Below are 4,185 nucleotides of genomic sequence, written 5' to 3'. Positions count from 1 at the left end.
GAGCTAGGAGAACGAAGTGAGGTAAGTGTACCCGACAGCCCCCACCCCGCTTCCGCCGCCGGCTGCTCGCGGTGATGTTGCTGGCGGGCCTCGTTCCGCTGGTGCTGCTGGGCCTGCTGGCCCAGGGGGCGCTGGAGCGGGTGCTGTCCGTGTCCATCGCCCCCGTGGAGGGCGTGCTGGACGGCGTCTCCGCGGACCTGGAGCGCCGGGGCGTTCCTCAGGATGCGCTGAACGAAGCACGGCTCAATCTCGCCCAGGCGGAGCTGGCACGGAGGGCCCTGGTGCGCCGGGTGCCCGCGTTCATCACCGCGCTGGTTCTCGTCTCGGGCGTGGTGCTGGCCGTGTCGGCGGTGCTGCTCGGCCGCGCCCTGACACGCCCCGTGGTCACCCTCACCGAGGGTATGTGGGCCTATGCGCGCGGAGACCTCACCGTGCGACTCGCGGCCCCGGAGCCTCCGCGCGACGAGCTCCAGTTCCTCCTGGGGCAGTTCAACCGCATGGGCCAGGACCTGCTCGCCCAGCGCGAGCGGCTCAAGGCCGCGGAGCAGATTGCCGCGTGGCAGGACGTGGCCCGGGCGCTCGCGCACGAACTGAAGAACCCGCTGACCGCAATGAAGCTCTCGCTCGCGCGTCTGTCCCGCACGGATGCGAGCACTCCCATGGATTCGACACGCATTACCGAGGCCGTCGCCCTCCTCCAGGAGGAGGTGGACCTCCTGATGCGGATGACCCAGAGCTTCTCCACCTTCGCGAGGCTGCCCGCTCCGCGCTTCCAGGACGTGGCCCTGCGCCCCCTGCTGGCCGAGGTGTGCTCGCTCTATGCGGGCACCTCGTCCGTTCCCGTGGAGCTGCTCCCCGGGCCCGACGCCGAACTGCGCGCGGATCCGGACGGCCTGCGCCGCCTCTTCGGCAACCTGGTGAAGAATGCCACCGAGGCGTCCTCCACCGGCGCTCCGCCCGTGCGCGTCGCGCTGGAGCCCCTGCCCTCGGGCGCCGTGCGCGTCACCGTGACGGATGGAGGCAGTGGCATCCCCGCCGTGCTGGAGGGCCCCGCCCTCACACGCGGCCTCTTCAGCACCAAGCCGGAGGGCAGCGGGCTGGGGCTGCCCATCTCGCAGAAGATCGTCCATGAGCACGGCGGCACCCTGCGCCTGGAGCCGGCGCCCGGCGGCGGTACGCTGGCGCGCGTGGACCTTCCGTCCGTTCCTCCCGCCTCCTCGCCGGTCACCTCCGCATGAAGCCCGGTCCCCGCATCCTCGTCGTCGATGACGACCCTGGCGTCCTCAAGGCCCTGCGCGGGCTGCTCACCGACGAGGGCTTCACCCCCGTGGAGGCCCGCTCCACCGCCGAGGCCGCGCGCCTGCTCGACGCGCCCGAGGGCCCACCCGCCCTGATGCTGCTGGACATCCGCATGCCAGGAGAGACGGGGCTGGAGTTCCTCGCGCGCCTGCCCCGGCCGCTGCCCGCTCCCGTCGTCGTGCTGTCCGGCGAGGCCTCTCCGGCCGAGGCCGTGCAGGCGCTGAAGCTGGGGGCCACGGACTTCGTGGAGAAGCCCCCCTCGCCCGAGCGGCTCGTCACGGCGCTGCGCAACGCGATGGCGCTCGGCGCGCTCCAGGAGGAACGCGAGCGGCTCCTGGACGCGCTGGCCCGCCCCGGCCACCTCGTGGGCGACAGCCCCGCCATGGAGGCGCTGCGGCGGCTCATCGCCCGCGTGGGCCCGAGCGACACGGCGGTGCTCATCACCGGCGAGACGGGCACGGGCAAGGAGCGCGTCGCCCGCGCGCTGCACCTGGCCTCCGGACGCAAGGGCCGGCTCGTCGCCGTCAACTGCGCGGCCATTCCCTCCACGCTGCTGGAGAGCGAGCTGTTCGGCCACGAGAAGGGCGCCTTCTCCGGCGCGGTGTCCCGGCGCGCGGGCCGCATCGAGCAGGCCCACGGCGGCACCCTCTTCCTGGACGAGCTGGGTGACATGCCGCTGGAGCTCCAGGCCAAGCTGCTGCGCGTGCTGGAGACGAAGGAGGTGGAGCGGCTGGGCGGCTCGGTGCCGGTGCCGGTGGACGCGCGCATCCTCGCGGCCACGCACCAGGACCTCGCCCGCGCGGTGCGCGAGGGCCGCTTCCGGCAGGACCTCTTCTTCCGCCTCAATGTGATGCCCCTCCAGCTCCCGCCGCTGCGCGAGCGCCCGGAGGACCTGCTCCCGCTGGCCCGCGCCTTCGCCGCCGAGCTGGCCGGGCCCAACGTCCCGCTGGTGCTCGCCCCGGGCGCGGAGGCCGCCCTGCGTGCCTATTCCTGGCCCGGCAACGTGCGCGAGCTGCGCAACCTCATCGAGCGCCTCAACCTGCTGCGAGGTGACGGCCCGCTCACGTTGGGCCCCGAGGCCATCCAAGGCCCGCTGGCGCCCGCCGCGCCCCCGCGCCCCACCCTGGGCGACAAGAGCTACCGCGAGCACGTGGAGGACTTCGAGCGCGACCTCATCCGCGCGGCGCTCCAGGAGGGCGGCAGCATCGCCGGCGCCGCGAGGCTCCTCCAGGTCGACCGGGGCAACCTCTATCGGCGCATCAAGGCGCTCCAGATACCCGTGCCCTGATGACCTTCGCGGCCGTGTCACGCTTCACGGCCGCGGCGCACCCCTGCTCCTCCCGCGCCGCAATCATCCGCATCCTGACGGCCGGCACATCCGCGTCACGCTTCTCGGCCAGGGCATTCCCTCGCACGCAGCAATCATCAGCCTCCTGATTACCGCCACGACTCCCAGGCGCTTCACGGAGGCGGCGCGCCAGTGTGCCTTCGTGCATGGCGCAACCATCAGCACCCTGATTGCAACCGTATGGCATTGCGGTTTGACGGTTTCGACGCGTGCCTGTTCCCTCCGCGCACTCGGATGGCTCCGAGTGAGGAACCGCCATCCCGGCGGTCCAGGAGGAACAGACACATGCAGACGAAGAACCTGTTGAAGGTCGGTGCCGTGGGGGCGCTGCTGGCGGGCACGGCCGCGTGGGCCGGCTACACGGCCACCTACTACGTCACCGTCAATACGACGACCCGCACGGCCTTCGGCTCGCTCGCGAATGCCCGCGCCAGTGCGGACACACAGCAGCTCATCTCCTGCTCCGTCCACGCGTTCAACAGCGGGAGCAGCGGCGTCACCTGCGAGGCGCAGGACGCGAACGGCGTCAACGCGTACTGCACGTCCAGCGCGGCCGCCATGGTGAACGCGGTCGCGTCCATCTCGGGCGACGCGTACCTCCTCTTCAAGTACGACACGAACGGCACCTGCACGTACCTGTACGTGAGCAACGCGTCGAGCTACGCGCCGCGCCAGCCGTAGTCCCTTCACACGGACCTTGATGCGCCGGGAGCCTTCCATGTCATCGACCTTCATGAAGCAGGCTTTGTGGGTCCCCCTCGCGACGCTCGCGCTCGGTGTCGCCTCGGGACTCGCTGTGGGCCGGGCCGCGCCTCCGCCTCCCGCCTCTGGGAATGAGGAGCTGCTGCGCCTGCTCGAGGGCCAACGGGCCCTGCTGGAAGCGCTTCCGGCGCGCCTGGCCGCCGAGGCCGGCGCGCGTCAGGTGCAGTGTGCGGTGGACACCCCCTCCGGCGCTTCGACGGAGCTCGCCGCGTTGAGAACGGAGCTGGCCTCGCTCCGCGAGGAGCTCGCCCTGGGCCACGGCGCGCGGACCCGGCCTCCCGAGCCTCCACCCGAGCCATCCCCACAGGCCATCGCCGCGCGGCAACAGGGCCTCCAGGTCATCGAGGCGGCCTCGCGCTCCGGTGAGTGGAAGACCGAGGACGCGCAGGCGCTGCGAGAGCAGCTCGCCGACATGGGCGACGACCAGCGCCAGGAAGTCATGCGCCGCCTCATCGTGCTGCTCAACGAGGGCAAGCTGAAGCGGCGGACACAGGGCCCCCTCTTCTGATCCGCCCCCCGGGTGGGTCGGAATGGGCGAGCTGACGGGTGCCGAACACTCCCACCCTCCTCCGCGGGCTCCGGGTGGGAGTCGCCGGCCCGGGTGCCCGCCTGCCCGCGCTCCGGGTGGGGATTCCCGTTGTACCGCCGGTGGATACGGCCCCCTGGAAGCAACCCTGCCGGGGCTCGCGCGATAATCCGCCCTGTACGCCGGATGCCCCCACCGGGAGAGCTGTCTCCATGTCGAACCGCATTGGCCGTCCCCCCCTCACCCCCGC

Annotated in this window: 4 protein-coding genes; all 4 read left to right on the top strand. The window is 72.1% G+C overall.

Annotated features, from left to right (window positions below):
- Positions 1-74 precede the first annotated feature (74 nt).
- Positions 75-1,238: a sensor histidine kinase gene (locus HG543_RS51985; protein ID WP_169352421.1), complete on the top strand. Its 1,164-nt coding sequence runs from the start codon at positions 75-77 to the stop codon at positions 1,236-1,238.
- Positions 1,235-2,587 (top strand): sigma-54-dependent transcriptional regulator, encoded by a 1,353-nt coding sequence (locus tag HG543_RS51980; RefSeq protein ID WP_169352420.1) that lies wholly within the window; start codon positions 1,235-1,237, stop codon positions 2,585-2,587. The genes HG543_RS51985 and HG543_RS51980 overlap by 4 nt, the downstream gene beginning before the upstream one ends.
- A 345-nt stretch (positions 2,588-2,932) precedes the next feature.
- On the top strand, positions 2,933-3,328 hold the full coding sequence (locus tag HG543_RS51975; protein ID WP_169352419.1) for a hypothetical protein: 396 nt from the start codon (positions 2,933-2,935) through the stop codon (positions 3,326-3,328).
- Between the two features lie 37 nt (positions 3,329-3,365).
- Positions 3,366-3,917: a hypothetical protein gene (locus HG543_RS51970; protein WP_169352418.1), complete on the top strand. Its 552-nt coding sequence runs from the start codon at positions 3,366-3,368 to the stop codon at positions 3,915-3,917.
- Positions 3,918-4,185 lie beyond the last annotated feature (268 nt).

Source organism: Pyxidicoccus fallax, from assembly GCF_012933655.1.
Lineage (GTDB): Bacteria > Myxococcota > Myxococcia > Myxococcales > Myxococcaceae > Myxococcus > Myxococcus fallax.
The sequence above is the reverse complement of the archived record's forward strand: the minus strand, read 5'-3'. Positions and strand labels throughout refer to the sequence as shown.

Bases quoted from the DNA above. Each gene is read 5' to 3' on its own strand.
- HG543_RS51985 (WP_169352421.1), top strand. From the start codon at position 75: ATGTTGCTGGCGGGCCTCGTTCCGCTGGTGCTGCTGGGCCTGCTGGCC.
- HG543_RS51980 (WP_169352420.1), top strand. From the start codon at position 1,235: ATGAAGCCCGGTCCCCGCATCCTCGTCGTCGATGACGACCCTGGCGTC.
- HG543_RS51975 (WP_169352419.1), top strand. From the start codon at position 2,933: ATGCAGACGAAGAACCTGTTGAAGGTCGGTGCCGTGGGGGCGCTGCTG.
- HG543_RS51970 (WP_169352418.1), top strand. From the start codon at position 3,366: ATGTCATCGACCTTCATGAAGCAGGCTTTGTGGGTCCCCCTCGCGACG.